This window comes from Nocardioides sp., assembly GCF_036405735.1.
In the GTDB taxonomy this organism is placed as follows: Bacteria; Actinomycetota; Actinomycetes; order Propionibacteriales; family Nocardioidaceae; genus Nocardioides.
Map to the genome: position 1 here is coordinate 1 of NZ_DASWXC010000092.1, position 12,401 is coordinate 12,401.

The 12,401-nt window shown below is 73.1% G+C and carries 13 protein-coding genes and 1 pseudogene; 7 read left to right on the plus strand and 7 right to left on the minus strand.

The annotated features are described in order from the left end of the window. Positions 1–8 precede the first annotated feature (8 nt). The gene (locus tag VGE38_RS14880; protein ID WP_331143335.1) at positions 9–1,385 is read right to left on the minus strand and encodes an ABC transporter substrate-binding protein; all 1,377 of its coding nucleotides are present in this window, start codon (positions 1,383–1,385) and stop codon (positions 9–11) included. 238 nt (positions 1,386–1,623) lie between these two features. Between VGE38_RS14880 and VGE38_RS14885 the strand changes: the two genes are divergently transcribed. Continuing rightward, positions 1,624–2,262 (plus strand): hypothetical protein, encoded by a 639-nt coding sequence (locus VGE38_RS14885; protein WP_331143336.1) that lies wholly within the window; start codon positions 1,624–1,626, stop codon positions 2,260–2,262. Here VGE38_RS14885 and VGE38_RS14890 read toward each other — a convergent pair. Continuing rightward, positions 2,246–3,046 carry an RDD family protein gene (locus VGE38_RS14890; protein ID WP_331143337.1) on the minus strand — a complete coding sequence of 267 codons (801 nt, stop codon included), beginning with the start codon at positions 3,044–3,046 and terminating at the stop codon, positions 2,246–2,248. The genes VGE38_RS14885 and VGE38_RS14890 overlap by 17 nt on opposite strands. A 47-nt stretch (positions 3,047–3,093) precedes the next feature. On the opposite strand from VGE38_RS14890, the gene VGE38_RS14895 reads away from it, so the two are divergent. Then, positions 3,094–4,089, plus strand: a complete 996-nt coding sequence (locus VGE38_RS14895; RefSeq protein WP_331143338.1) for a stage II sporulation protein M — start codon at positions 3,094–3,096, stop codon at positions 4,087–4,089. 35 nt (positions 4,090–4,124) lie between these two features. Here VGE38_RS14895 and VGE38_RS14900 read toward each other — a convergent pair whose 3' ends face one another. The 5 genes from VGE38_RS14900 to VGE38_RS14920 are packed head-to-tail and all read right to left on the minus strand — an operon-like array spanning position 4,125 to position 9,073. Next, a complete protein-coding gene (locus VGE38_RS14900) occupies positions 4,125–5,417 on the minus strand; it encodes a DUF58 domain-containing protein (RefSeq protein WP_331143339.1) in 1,293 nt (430 codons plus the stop codon). Continuing rightward, positions 5,417–6,418: an AAA family ATPase gene (locus tag VGE38_RS14905; RefSeq protein WP_331143340.1), complete on the minus strand. Its 1,002-nt coding sequence runs from the start codon at positions 6,416–6,418 to the stop codon at positions 5,417–5,419. Before VGE38_RS14905 ends, VGE38_RS14900 begins: the two co-directional genes overlap by 1 nt. Continuing rightward, entirely contained in the window at positions 6,415–7,524 is a 1,110-nt protein-coding gene (locus VGE38_RS14910) for a DUF4350 domain-containing protein (protein ID WP_331143341.1), read from the minus strand. The genes VGE38_RS14905 and VGE38_RS14910 overlap by 4 nt, the downstream gene beginning before the upstream one ends. After that, on the minus strand, positions 7,521–8,150 hold the full coding sequence (locus VGE38_RS14915; protein WP_331143342.1) for a DUF4129 domain-containing protein: 630 nt from the start codon (positions 8,148–8,150) through the stop codon (positions 7,521–7,523). Before VGE38_RS14915 ends, VGE38_RS14910 begins: the two co-directional genes overlap by 4 nt. Further along, positions 8,147–9,073: a hypothetical protein gene (locus VGE38_RS14920; protein ID WP_331143343.1), complete on the minus strand. Its 927-nt coding sequence runs from the start codon at positions 9,071–9,073 to the stop codon at positions 8,147–8,149. Before VGE38_RS14920 ends, VGE38_RS14915 begins: the two co-directional genes overlap by 4 nt. 644 nt (positions 9,074–9,717) lie before the next feature. On the opposite strand from VGE38_RS14920, the gene rpsJ reads away from it, so the two are divergent. From rpsJ to rplB, 5 genes and pseudogenes are all read left to right on the plus strand, one after another. Then, positions 9,718–10,026, plus strand: coding sequence for a 30S ribosomal protein S10 (gene rpsJ / locus VGE38_RS14925; RefSeq protein WP_008360994.1), 309 nt, complete (start codon positions 9,718–9,720; stop codon positions 10,024–10,026). A 10-nt stretch (positions 10,027–10,036) separates the two neighbouring features. Then, positions 10,037–10,693, plus strand: coding sequence for a 50S ribosomal protein L3 (gene rplC / locus VGE38_RS14930; RefSeq protein ID WP_331143344.1), 657 nt, complete (start codon positions 10,037–10,039; stop codon positions 10,691–10,693). Between the two features lie 2 nt (positions 10,694–10,695). After that, positions 10,696–11,319, plus strand: a pseudogene (rplD, locus tag VGE38_RS14935) (50S ribosomal protein L4); the annotation flags it as partial. After that, complete coding sequence (rplW, locus tag VGE38_RS14940) at positions 11,319–11,624, plus strand: 50S ribosomal protein L23 (RefSeq protein ID WP_331143346.1); 306 nt, start codon at positions 11,319–11,321, stop codon at positions 11,622–11,624. The pseudogene rplD and the gene rplW, both read left to right, overlap by 1 nt. 30 nt (positions 11,625–11,654) lie before the next feature. Then, a partial coding sequence (gene rplB, locus VGE38_RS14945) for a 50S ribosomal protein L2 (protein WP_331143347.1) occupies positions 11,655–12,401 on the plus strand: 747 nt, incomplete at its 3' end.

A 12,401-nucleotide genomic window follows, 5' to 3' on the forward strand; every position in this document is an offset into this window, starting at 1 on the left:
GCCTCAGGTCAGGACGACGGCCAGGACTCCTCGATGTTGTCGAGGGTGGTCTGGGTGTCCTGGCCGGTGATCCAGGCGACCATCTGCTTCCAGAAGCTGTTGGAGCCGACCTCGGCGGGCATCAGGTCCGAGGCGTCGAAGCGGAAGACCGCCTCGGGGTCCTGCAGGATCTGCGCCGAGAGCTGGTCGATCGGGCTGGCGATGTTGGCGATGTCGAGGCCCTTGTTGGCGCTGACCCATCCGCCCTGCGGGTGGAGCTTCACCTTCTCGTTGGCCCAGGTGTCGGTCGACAGGTAGGTCTGGAAGGCCTGCGTCTCCGGCTTGTCGTTGAATGCGGCGACGAACTCGCCACCGCCCAGGACGGGCTTCTCCTCGCCGGTGCCTGGCAGGTAGAACGCGAAGACGTCACCGTCCTCGGCGATCGTGGTGCCCTCGGGCCAGTTCGCCGAGTAGAACGACGCCTGACGGTGCAGGGCGCACTTGCCGTCGAGGATCGGCAGACCGGCCTCCTGGAAGGCCTTGGTGGCGATCGACTTCACGTCGCCGATGCCGCCGTTGACGTACTTCGGGTCCTTGAGGATCGCGCCGACGGTGTCGAGCGCCTCGACGACCTGCTGGTCGTTGAAGGCCAGGTCGTGGGTGATCCAGTCGTCGTAGGCCTCCGGACCAGCGGTGCGGAGCATGACGTCCTCGAGCCAGTCGGTGGCCGGCCAGCCGGTCGCCTCGCCGGACTCGATGCCGGCGCACCAGGGCTTGATGCCGGTGCCGGCGATCGTGTCGGAGAGGGCCATCAGGTCGTCCCACGTCTCCGGGATGGTCCATCCGTTGTCGGTGAACATCTTCGGGGAGTACCAGACGAACGACTTCACGTTCGCGCCGAGCGGGGCGGCGTAGAGCGTGCCGTCGACCGAGCCGTAGCCCTTCCAGTCCTCGCCCCAGAACTCGTCGACGTTCTCCTCGACGGGGTCCGGCACCTCGACGACGGTGTCGGTCTGGGTGACCAGCGTGTTGAGCAGGCCGGGCTGGGGGATGAAGGCGACGTCGGGCAGGTTGCCGCTCTGGGCCCGGACCAGGATCTGGGCCTCCATCTCCTTGGAGCCTTCGTACTCCACCTCGGCGCCGGTGCACTCCGTGAAGAGCTTGTAGCTGTCCTTGTGAGGCTTGTCCTCCGGCGCGACGATCGTGGTGTAGACGTGCACGGAGCGTCCGGTCAGGTCGCCGAACTGGGTCAGCTGCTCGCACTCGGCCTTGCCCTCGCCGGGCGAGGTGCCGCCGGCGGTGCCGCCCTCGTCGTCGTCGCCGCCGCCACAGGCGGCGAGCACGAGGCTGGCCGCCGCGAGGGAAGCGGCGATGGCCGACCCCCGGCGCAGGTTACGAGATCGCATGAAAGTTCCTCTCTTCGTCGAGAGCGCGACGGGCCGTCCCCCGCCTGCTCCTCCCCACCGATGCAAACGTTTACGCAGGTCCCCGGTCAAGGGCGGGCGATAACGGTTACGTAACGCAGATCACATTCGCGGTGGGAACGCTCCCAGTGAGTGGCCGGCTGCCACCTCCTCGTCCTCTCCTCGTCGTCTCCTCGTCGTCTCCGGGTCACGGCTGGGGCGCGGCCGCAGGATGGACGCCATGAAGCTCTACGCCGACCTGCCCGTTCGCCGTGCCCGGCAGCTCGCCGGCGACCTGCTCCTCCTCGCGTGGATCGTGCTCTGGTCCTGGCTGGCTGCCCAGGTCCACGACGCCACCCTGCGGCTCGCCGTGCCGGGGGAGCGGATCGCCGACGCGTCGACCGCCATGGCCGAGCGGCTGCGGGAGGCGGGTGAGACAGTGGCCGACGTCCCGCTGGTGGGTGGCGAGGCGAGCCGGCCCTTCGAAGGGGCCGGTGGAGCGGCCGACGAGCTGGCCGCGGCCGGCCGGTCCCAGGTGGAGGCGGTCCAGACCCTCGCCTGGTGGCTGGCGATCGCGGTGCTGCTGGTGCCGGTGCTGCTGGCGCTCGCCTTCTACCTCCCGCCGCGGATCCGGTTCGTCCGTCGTGCCAGCGCCGGCCAGCGGTTCCTCGACTCGGCGGCCGACCTCGATCTCTTCGCGCTCCGGGCCCTGGCCCGCCAGCCGCTGCACGTGCTGGCGCGGGTCTCCGACGACCCGGCCCGGGCCTGGCGGGAGGGCCGGCCCGACGTCGTACGCCGGCTGGCGGCCCTGGAGCTGAGGGACTCCGGTCTCCGGCCGGGCGTCCTGGGCTCCGAGCGACCCGTCAGCGGCGGCCGGTGAGGCGTCGCCGCAGCTCGGCCTCGCGGGCGAGCCGGGCGGCGTCGCGGGCACGGCGGCCCGCCATCACCGCGGCCAGGAACGCGTCCGGTGAGGTCCCGGCCGGCGGCAGCGGGTGCACATGGCGGGCCACCTGGTCGGCGAGCCGCCGGCCGACGGCGATCCGGGCAGGGGAGTCGTCGGCGGTGCTGGCGAGGTAGCGCCGCACGGCGAGCGCGAGGCCGGTCGGCAGCCGGCCGAGGTCGGCCGACCGCTCCCAGGCCGCGAGCGCCGGTGGCATCGCCGGCGGTGGTGGGAGCTCAGCCGAGGTGCGCTCGCGCACCACGTAGGTGCCGGCGGCGTAGTCCCCGAGCCGTTTGCCGCGCGGGCTGAGCAGCACCGAGAAGAACGCCGGCATCCCGCTGAAGGCGTAGATCTCGACGAACCCGACCAGCGCCCGGACGAACGCCTGCTGGAACGAGATCGCTCCGGCGTCGTCGCGCACCGTCCGCAGCCCGAGCGCCCACTTCCCCAGCGTGCGGCCGCGGGTCAGCGTCTCGCAGGCCGTGGGGACCCCGACCGTCGCCACGGCGAGCGTGACGGTGATCGCGACCCCGAACAGCGCCTCGTCGGTCGGGGCGGCCGCCGTCAGCAGCACGAACCCGACCGCGACCAGCGCGACCACCGTGACCACGACGTCGACGAGGCCCGAGAGCAGCCGCAGCCCGATGCCGGCCGGCGGCAGGTCCAGCGCGACGGCCTCGCCCGTGACCAGGTCGTCTCCGGCGTACGAGGGCTCGGCGGACATGCGCGGAGTCTAGGACGCGGCGCAGGCCGGGCCCTAGGTTTGGGCGCGTGGACCTCGACGCCTACGTGGCCGCCTGCGCGGGCGACTGGGCGCGCCTCGAGGAGCTCCTCGGTCGCCGGCGCCTCGACGGGGCCGACGCCGACGAGCTGGTCGAGCTCTACCAGCGGGTGGCGACCCAGCTGTCGGTCGTCCGCAGCACCGCCCCGGACCCGAGCCTGGTCGCCCACCTCTCGATGCTGCTCGCGCGGGCACGCACGCGGGCGACGGGCACCCGCACGAGCAGCTGGCGCGGGGTGGCCCGGTTCTTCACCGAGCGGTTCCCGGCCGCCCTCTATCGCCTGCGGTGGTGGTGGCTGGCGATGGTGGCGGCCAACGTCGCGGTCACGGCCGTGATGATGCTGTGGCTGCTCGAGCACCCGGCGGCCGAGCAGACGCTCCTCTCGCCGGCCGAGGTGCGCCAGCTCGTCGACCACGACTTCGAGGACTACTACAGCGAGTACGCCGCCTCGCACTTCGCGCTGCGGGTGTGGACCAACAACGCCTGGGTGGCCGCGATCTGCATCGCCTTCGGTGTGCTCGGGCTGCCGGTGGTGTGGGCGATGTTCACCAACCTCGCCAACCTCGCGGTCATCGGCTCGATCATGATCCGCCACGACCACGGCGCCCACTTCTGGGGCCTGATCCTCCCGCACGGTCTGCTCGAGCTCACCGCCGTCTTCGTCGCCGGTGGCGTCGGCCTGCGGCTGTTCTGGTCCTGGATCGAGCCGGGCGACCTCACCCGTGGCCAGTCGCTCGGCCGCGAGGGCAGGACCGCCGGCACGGTCGCGCTCGGGCTCGCCGTGGTGCTGGCGGTCAGCGGCGTCATCGAGGCCTTCGTGACGCCGTCGGGGCTGTCCACCGAGGCGCGCGTCGGCATCGGCGTGCTGGCCGAGCTGGGGTTCCTGGTCTACGTCTTCGGGCTCGGTCGCGCCGCCGTCGCCCGTGGGGCGACCGGCGACCTCGACGCCACCCTGCTGGCCGACCGGGTGGCGACCCAGGCCTGAGCTGGCAGCTTCTCGAGCAGTCCTCGGAACAGCCCTCAGAGCAACCCGCGCGCCTTGAGCAGCAAGTAGTGGTCGGCGAGGGCCGGCGGCAGCGACTCGGCGTCGCCCTCGACGACGTCGACGCCGAGCGCTCCCAGCGTCGTGGCGGTACGCCGGCGGCGCAGTGCGGCCCGCTCGGCGGCCGCGGCGGCGTACACCTCGGCGACGGTACCGCGCTCCCGCGCCAGCGCGGAGAGGGTCGGGTCGCCGACCGACGCGACGACGACCCGGTGGTGGCGCACCAGCGTGGGCAGCACCGGCAGCAGGCTCTCCTCGACCGCCGCCGGTTCGAGCGGGGTCAGCAGGACCACGAGCGCCCGGTGCCGGGCGAGCTGGGCGACCGCGCCCGCGAGCGCCGTCCAGTCCGCCTCGACCAGCGCGGGCTGCACCGTCGCGAACGCGTCCTGGAGCCGCGCGGCGGCGTCGCGGGTGCCGCCCGTCCGCACCCGTACCCGGGTCTGCCGGTCCCCGGCCACCACGTCGACCCGATCGCCGGCCCGGGTCGCCAGCGAGGCCAGCAGCAGGGCGGCGTCCATCGCCGAGTCCAGGCGCGGCACGTCCCCGATGCGGCCGGCACTGGTGCGCGAGGTGTCGAGCACGATGACGACGTGGCGGTCACGCTCGGGCTGCCAGGTGCGGACCACCACCGTCCGGGAGCGGGCCGACGCGCGCCAGTCGATGGAGCGGACGTCGTCGCCGCGGACGTACTCGCGCAGGGAGTCGAACTCGGTGCCCTGCCCGCGCACCCGCACCGCGGTGCGGCCGTCGAGCTCGCGCAGCAGCCGCAGCCGGCTGGGCAGGTGCTTGCGGGATCCGAACGCCGGCAGGGCACGCAAGGCACCCGGGACCGTGCCGGTCTGCTGCCGGGCGCCCAGCCCGAGCGGCCCGTAGGACCGCACCGTCACCCCGACCGCGGTCAGGTCGCCGCGGCGCCGTGGGAGCAGCGGCGTCAGCAGCGCGGCCTCCTCGCCGGGCGCGAGGGTGCGACGGTGCCGGTTGCGCGTGGCGCCGGCCGAGGGCTGCCAGGCGTCCCGCATCAGCAGCCGGGCGGTCCGCCGGCTCCGGTTCGCCACTCGCAGCTCGGTCGCCGTCTCCTCGCCGACCCGCACCGATCCCAGGGGCGTGCGAGCGAAGCCGAGGTCGGCGGGGTCCGCGGCGAGGCGGGCGTCGGCGGCGACGGCCGCGGCCACCAGGACGAGCCACCCGGCGACGGTCCAGCCGCTCGGCCAGACCACGACGGGCGCGAGGCCGGCGAGCAGCAGGAGCGGGACCCGCCCGGTGGGCACCATCAGCGCGGCACCGGCACCGATGCCAGGGCGGAGGCCAGCACCTGGTCCACGGCGACACCCTCGAGCTCGGCCTCGGGCCGCAGCGCGAGCCGGTGTGCCAGCGTCGCGTGGGCGAGCGCCTTCACGTCGTCGGGCGTCACGAAGTCCCGGCCGACCAGCCATGCCCAGGCGCGGGAGGTGCGCAGCAGCGCCGTCGCGCCGCGCGGACTCACCCCGAGCGAGAGCGACGGCGACTCGCGGGTCGCCCGGGCGATGTCGACGATGTAGCCGGCGACCTCGGGCGAGACGCGCACGCCCTGGACCGCGACCTGGCCGGCGTGGATGTCGTCGGGTCCGGCCACCGCCCGCACCCCGGCGGCGGCGACGTCGCGGGGATCGAAGCCCTCGGCGTGCCGGGCCAGGATCGTCAGCTCCTCCTCGCGCGGCGGCAGCGGCAGCGCGACCTTGAGGAGGAACCGGTCCAGCTGCGCCTCGGGCAGCGGGTAGGTGCCTTCGTACTCCACGGGGTTCTGGGTGGCCGCCACCAGGAACGGCCGGGGGAGCGGCCGGGAGACGCCGTCGACGGAGACCTGCCCCTCCTCCATCGCCTCCAGCAGCGCCGACTGGGTCTTGGGCGGGGTGCGGTTGATCTCGTCGGCGAGCAGCAGGTGGGTGAAGACCGGGCCCTCCCGGAAGCTCAGCTCCCGGTCGCCGCCGACGACCATCGAGCCGGTGATGTCGCCGGGCATCAGGTCGGGCGTGAACTGCACGCGGCGGGTCTGCACCGCGAGGGCCGCGGCGAGGCTGCGCACGAGCAGGGTCTTCGCGGTGCCGGGGACGCCCTCGAGCAGCACGTGACCGCCGCACAGCAGGGCGACCAGCAGCCCGGACACGGCCGCCTCCTGGCCCACCACGGCCTTGCCGACCTCGGCCCGGACGGCGGCGAGCCGCTCGCGCACCGCGTCGTCGGCGTGTGGGTCGGTCTGTGGGTCGGTCTGAGGGTTGGTCTGCTGGTCGGTCATGGGCGGCGTACCTCTTCCTCCAGGGCGGCCAGGTCGTTGGCCAGCGTGATCAGGGCGTCGTCGTCGGCCGGGAGATGTCCCGGCTCGAGCAGGGTGGTGACGTCGGCAGCGGGGCGGCCGGTGCGCGCCGCCACCGCCCGTGCGACCACGGGGGCCGGTGCCGAGCCGAGACGCAGCACCCGGGCGACGCGGTCCAGGGTCGCTGCTCGCAGCACGTCGGCGGCATGCCCCCGATCCCCGGCCCGGCGGTAGAGCCGGCCGAGGCTCTCGGTCGTCTCGGCGGCGCGCACGACGACCGGCAGCGGCTCGGTCGCGAGCGGCCCGAGCCGGCGGCCCCGCGCCCACGCCAGCGCCAGCACCGTCAGCAGCAGGAGCAGCAGTCCCGGGCCGATCCAGCGCGGCAGCAGGCTGGCGAGCCCGACGCCCTCCTCGCCGTCGAGGTCGCGCAGGTCCGGCACGTACCAGACCAGGTGGTCGCGGGCGCCGAGCAGTCGCAGGGCCACGGCGGCGTTGTCGGCACGGAGCACGTCGCCGTTGCGCAGCACCGCCGCCGCGCCCCACAGCACCATGCCGCTCGCGGGGCGGGACAGCACCGCGCCACCCTCCGCCGGGAAGCAGCCGTCACCGGCGTACGTCGTCACGACGTCCGCCTCGACCTCGAGACCCGCGACGAGCGGGTCACCGCACTCGGCGTCGAGCGCGTCCTCGGGCTTCACCCGGACCGTCTCGGCGGGCAGTCCGAGGGCGCTGACGAGGGCGGGACCGGGCTCGACGAGCACGAGCTCGGCGGCGCCGGCGTGGGCGAGCATCCGGTCGATCGTCGGCGGGCCGAGCTGCTCGGTGCCGACCACGACGATCGTGGTGTCCGCGCCGGCAGGGGTCTGCTCGAGCTCGTCGGCGCCGCGCGCCGCCCTGACCTCGACGCCTCGCTCCGCCAGCACCCGCGCCACGGCCCGGGCCCCGTCCGGGCCGGGGTTGGCGGGATCGAGCGGCGTGGTCGACTCCGATCGGCCGGCCACCAGCGCGGTGAGGATGACCGCGAGCAGGGCGACGCCGGTGACGAGGAGCCCGGTCCGCCGCCGGCGCAGCGCTCCGACCGCCCTCATGCCGGCGCCTCCACCGGTCGCCGGCGGGCGAGGTCGTCGTCGAGAGCGAGGACGGCGTCGGCCCGGTCGGCCCCGGCGGGCAGCTGGCCGTAGCGGACCTCCTCGAAGACCCTCGCGCAGCGCTCGAGGCGGACCGCGAGGTCGGGGAAGGACCGCCCGAGCCCGGCGGCGATCTCGTGCGCCGTCGCGCCGGGCGCGACCTCGAGGCGACCGTCCTCCTGCTGCCGGAGCGCCAGCGCCCGGAAGGCGTCGACGACCGCGTCCTCGTGCCGGCCCTCCGCCCGGGCCCGCTCCGCGCGACCGCGCAGCTGCGCGGCGGTGACGACCTCGTCGGTCAGCACGGCGCGGTCGGCGGGGCGCCGGCCCCGGTCGCGACGGGCCCGACCGAGCAGGAGCAGCACGCCCAGGGCCAACGCGAAGAAGGTGGCGACGGCGGCCGCTGTGGAGACCGGCGCTATCTCGCCGGCGCGCGCGACGCCCTCGGAGAAGAGGCGCACCAGCCAGTCGAGCACGTCCTCGAGGAGCGGGCGCTCGTGGTAGTCGGGGTCGGTCAGCTCCTCGCGCAGCCAGCTGCGCGCCTCCTCGCCCGAGGGCCGCACCGGGGGCTCCAGGAGCCAGGGCGTCACGGCTCGATCAGCCCTGCCTGCTCCATCAGCACCACGTCGTAGGCCTCCGTGCGGATGCGCTGGTCGACGTACTGCAGCGCCGCGACGACGGAGAGGAACGGGGTCGCGAAGGCCGCGGCCACGATCGAGCCCGCCGCCTGGCCCATCACGAGGGTGAGCATGGCGTAGTCCGGTCCGGTGACCAGCGGGACGAGCTCGGCCAGGACCGAGATCGGCGTCGAGACGATCTGGGATCCGACGAGGGCGGCGAGGTTGGTCAGCAGGGCGATGCCGAAGATGCGCCAGAACGCGCCGCGGGTCAGGCGGCGGCCGCGGCCGATCGCGCCGAAGACGCGTGGCACCTCGAGCATCAGCGACGGCATGGAGAAGTAGGCGAGCCGGATCCAGAGCCAGCACAGGGCGACCACCAGGGCGCCGAAGCCGAGCACGCCCCATGCCAGCGGCCACAGCCAGCCCACGTCGAGGAGGACCAGCCCCAGGAGCGGCCCGGCGTACGCCGCGACCGGCAGCGCCACGAGCAGTCCGATCGTCGCGGTGAGCCCGAGCAGCCGCCAGCGGCGGCCGCGGGTGGCGGCCCACGCCTGGGCCAGCGTCATCCGGCGCCCGGCCACCGCGGCCGCGGTCACCTGGGCGGTCATGCCACCGACGAGCACCAGGCCGACGCCCTGCAGCGCCGTGCCGAGGAGCAGGGTGCCGAACACGGCGCCGAAGGAGCCCAGTTCGTCATCTGTCACGCCGTCCTCGAGCACCGCGTCGGTGAGCCCCCAGCCGCCGAAGGTCCCGACGGCCGCGACCACGAGGGGCAGGAGCATGGCGAGGGACGCCACCAACACCGCCGCCCCGACGGTCGCGCCGGCGTTGCGACGGATGATGCGGAAGGCGCCGTCGAACAGGTCGCCCAGCCGGAGCGGGCGCAGCGGCACGGCACCAGGACGGGGAGCCAGCGGCGGCGGGCCCCCGAACGGCGGGGCGGGCGGCCAGCCCGACGGCTGGCCTTGGTTGCCCTGATGGCCCTGATGGCCCTGGTCGCCGAGCGTGCCCCAGCCCGGCTGCCCGGGCGGGGGAGGTGGGCCCGCGGGCCCGGGGGGTGGCGGCCAATGACCGGACACGGCCCGTCCTTTCTGGATCGTCTCGGCCGTCCTCCCGCGCGGAAGCCGCCGATGGAGGGCATCCTGCCAGCAGCGGCCGACCGATTTGGTGCGACGCCGGATCTCTGCCAAGATTGCCAAGTTGCTCCGGCGGGTCGCCGGGGTGCGGCACATCTTGACTACTGAATCGCGTCTCCCGGTTGCTGCCTCGTGCGGCGCTCGGACCTGAGTCGGTGGCCACTGTGCGTCGCGCCGACTCTGCTCACGCAGAGGGAGACCCGATCAGCCCGACCACCGTCGGGTGCCACCAACCGAGTGAGGCGAGACCGTCAGGTCGTGCCGTGTTGTGCGAAGTCTGCGCGACACGCCCGACCGCGGGGGTCGGAGCCGCAGGGGTGGTGGGCAACAGGGTGGACCGACTCAAACCCGAGGACGTCCGGAACGCACGCGGCAGCTACCAAGAAGGACGAGAGAGACAGATGGCGGGACAGAAGATCCGCATCAGGCTCAAGGCCTATGACCACGAGGTGATCGACACCTCGGCGCGCAAGATCGTGGACACGGTCACCCGTACGGGTGCCAAGGTCGCCGGCCCGGTGCCGCTGCCGACCGAGAAGAACGTGTACTGCGTCATCCGCTCGCCCCACAAGTACAAGGACTCCCGCGAGCACTTCGAGATGCGGACGCACAAGCGCCTCATCGACATCATCGACCCGACCCCGAAGACCGTCGACTCGCTCATGCGGCTGGACCTGCCGGCCGGTGTCGACATCGAGATCAAGCTCTGAGGTCACTGCCATGACGATCGAACGCAACGTGAAGGGCCTGCTGGGCACCAAGCTCGGCATGACCCAGGTCTGGGACGAGAACAACCGCGTCGTCCCGGTGACCGTGGTCGCTGCGAGCACCAACGTGATCACCCAGATCCGCCAGCCGCAGACCGATGGCTACAACGCCATCCAGATCGGCTTCGGCGAGATCGACGGCCGCAAGGTCACCAAGCCGCAGGCCGGCCAGTTCGCGAAGGCCGGCACCACGCCGCGCCGCCACCTGGCCGAGATCCGCACCGCCGACGCCTCGGCGTACACCGTGGGCCAGGAGCTGGCCGTCGACACCTTCGCCGCCGGCGACGTCATCGACGTCACCGGCACCAGCAAGGGCAAGGGCTTCGCCGGCACGATGAAGCGCCACGGCTTCGCCGGTGTCTCGGCGTCGCACGGTGCGCACCGCAACCACCGCAAGCCGGGCTCGATCGGCGCCTGCGCCACCCCCGGCCGCGTGTTCAAGGGCGTCCGGATGGCTGGTCACATGGGTACTGACACCGTCACCACCCAGAACCTCACCGTCCACGCCGTCGACGCCGAGAAGGGCCTGATCCTGCTCAAGGGCGCCGTTCCCGGCCCCAAGGGCGGCGTGCTGGTCCTCCGGTCCGCTGCGAAGAAGACGGAGGCCTGATCATGGCTCTCAAGACTGTCAAGGTCGATCTCCCCGCCGAGATCTTCGACGTCGAGCCCAACATCCCGCTGATCCACCAGGTCGTGGTGGCCCAGCAGGCGGCTGCTCGCCAGGGCACGCACGCCACCAAGACCCGCGGCGAGGTCCGCGGCGGTGGCAAGAAGCCCTACAAGCAGAAGGGCACCGGCCGCGCCCGCCAGGGCTCGACCCGCGCGCCGCAGTTCGCCGGCGGTGGCACCGTCCACGGCCCGCAGCCGCGCGACTACAGCCAGCGCACCCCCAAGAAGATGAAGGCCGCCGCTCTCCGCGGTGCCCTCTCCGACCGGGCGCGCAACGGCCGCATCCACGTCATCGAGGGCTTCGGCCTCGGCGAGAAGCCGTCGACGAAGGACGCCCTGGCGGCCCTGCGCGGCCTGTCCGAGCGCGTGAAGTTCCTCGTCGTGCTCGAGCGGACCGACGTCGTCACCTGGCTCTCGCTGCGCAACGCGCCCGAGGTGCACCTGGTCGCCGTCGACCAGCTCAACACCTACGACGTGCTCGCGTCCGACGACGTGGTCTTCAGCAAGGGCGCGTACGACGCGCTCGTCGGTGCGACCACCGCCACGAACACCGAGGAGGCTGCCAAGTGAGCACCCTGCACAAGGACCACCGCGACATCCTGCTCGCGCCGGTGGTGTCGGAGAAGAGCTACGGCCTGCTCGACGCCAACAAGTACACCTTCCTGGTGCACCCCGACGCCAACAAGACCGAGATCAAGATCGCGGTCGAGAAGGTGTTCAACGTCAAGGTCACCTCGGTGAACACCCTCAACCGGCCGGGCAAGACCCGTCGGACCCGCTTCGGCATCGGCAAGCGCAAGGACACCAAGCGCGCGATCGTCAGCCTGGCGGAGGGTCACCGCATCGACATCTTCGGCAGCTCCGTCTCCTGACCGGCCGCTGGACTAGAGGACTGAACAGACATGGCTATCCGTAAGTACAAGCCGACCACCCCGGGCCGTCGTGGCTCCTCGGTGGCCGACTTCGTCGAGATCACCCGGACCACGCCGGAGAAGTCGCTGACGCGCCCGCTGCCCAAGAAGGGCGGCCGCAACAACCAGGGCCGGATCACCACCCGGCACCACGGTGGCGGTCACAAGCGCGCCTACCGCATCATCGACTTCCGTCGCTACGACAAGGACGGCGTGCCGGCCAAGGTCGCTCATATCGAGTACGACCCCAACCGCACCGCCCGGATCGCGCTGCTGCACTACGCCGACGGCGAGAAGCGCTACATCATCGCGCCGAAGGACCTGTCCCAGGGCACCGTCATCGAGTCGGGCCCGACCGCGGACATCAAGGTCGGCAACAACCTGCCGCTGCGCAACATCCCGGTCGGTACCACCATCCACGCCATCGAGCTGCGGCCCGGCGGCGGCGCCAAGATGGTCCGCTCCGCCGGCAACAGCGCCCAGCTCGTCGCCCGTGAGGGCAGCCGCGCCACGCTGCGTCTGCCGTCGGGCGAGATGCGGTTCGTCGACGTCCGTTGCCGCGCCACCATCGGCGAGGTCGGCAACGCCGAGCAGGCGAACATCAACTGGGGCAAGGCCGGCCGCATGCGGTGGAAGGGCAAGCGCCCGACCGTCCGCGGTGTCGTCATGAACCCGGTCGACCACCCGCACGGTGGTGGTGAGGGCAAGACCTCCGGTGGTCGCCACCCGGTCTCCCCG

Bases quoted from the DNA above. Each gene is read 5' to 3' on its own strand.
- VGE38_RS14890 (WP_331143337.1), bottom strand. From the start codon at position 3,046: ATGTCCGCCGAGCCCTCGTACGCCGGAGACGACCTGGTCACGGGCGAG.
- VGE38_RS14900 (WP_331143339.1), bottom strand. From the start codon at position 5,417: ATGGTGCCCACCGGGCGGGTCCCGCTCCTGCTGCTCGCCGGCCTCGCG.
- rplC (WP_331143344.1), top strand. From the start codon at position 10,037: ATGACGATCGAACGCAACGTGAAGGGCCTGCTGGGCACCAAGCTCGGC.
- rpsJ (WP_008360994.1), top strand. From the start codon at position 9,718: ATGGCGGGACAGAAGATCCGCATCAGGCTCAAGGCCTATGACCACGAG.
- VGE38_RS14905 (WP_331143340.1), bottom strand. From the start codon at position 6,418: ATGACCGACCAGCAGACCAACCCTCAGACCGACCCACAGACCGACCCA.
- VGE38_RS14880 (WP_331143335.1), bottom strand. From the start codon at position 1,385: ATGCGATCTCGTAACCTGCGCCGGGGGTCGGCCATCGCCGCTTCCCTC.
- VGE38_RS14885 (WP_331143336.1), top strand. From the start codon at position 1,624: ATGAAGCTCTACGCCGACCTGCCCGTTCGCCGTGCCCGGCAGCTCGCC.
- VGE38_RS14910 (WP_331143341.1), bottom strand. From the start codon at position 7,524: ATGAGGGCGGTCGGAGCGCTGCGCCGGCGGCGGACCGGGCTCCTCGTC.